A 236-nucleotide genomic window follows, 5' to 3' on the forward strand; every position below is an offset into this window, starting at 1 on the left:
GCTGGCGTTCGTGCGCAAGGTCTTGCGCCGGTGGGGGATCTGGCTGCTGCTGGGCGCCTGCGCGTGGTTGTCCTGGAACCTGTTCGCCAAGGCCGACCTGGCCGATCTGTGGCGACGCCCTGGGGCTGGTTCGTTGTCCCTGGCCCTGGGTTTCGACATCGTGATCGCCATGCCGCTGTCGTGGCTGCCGCTGATCGCCGACGCTTCACGCTGTGGCCAGCGCGCCCTCCGCGTGT

1 pseudogene is annotated in these 236 nt (G+C 69.1%); it reads left to right on the forward strand.

Going from position 1 to position 236, the window contains the following annotated elements:
• Positions 1-236: pseudogene (locus OH705_RS28750) on the forward strand (putative hydroxymethylpyrimidine transporter CytX); the annotation flags it as partial.

This window comes from Pseudomonas sp. BJa3 (assembly GCF_026343815.1).
In the GTDB taxonomy this organism is placed as follows: domain Bacteria; phylum Pseudomonadota; class Gammaproteobacteria; order Pseudomonadales; family Pseudomonadaceae; genus Aquipseudomonas; species Aquipseudomonas soli.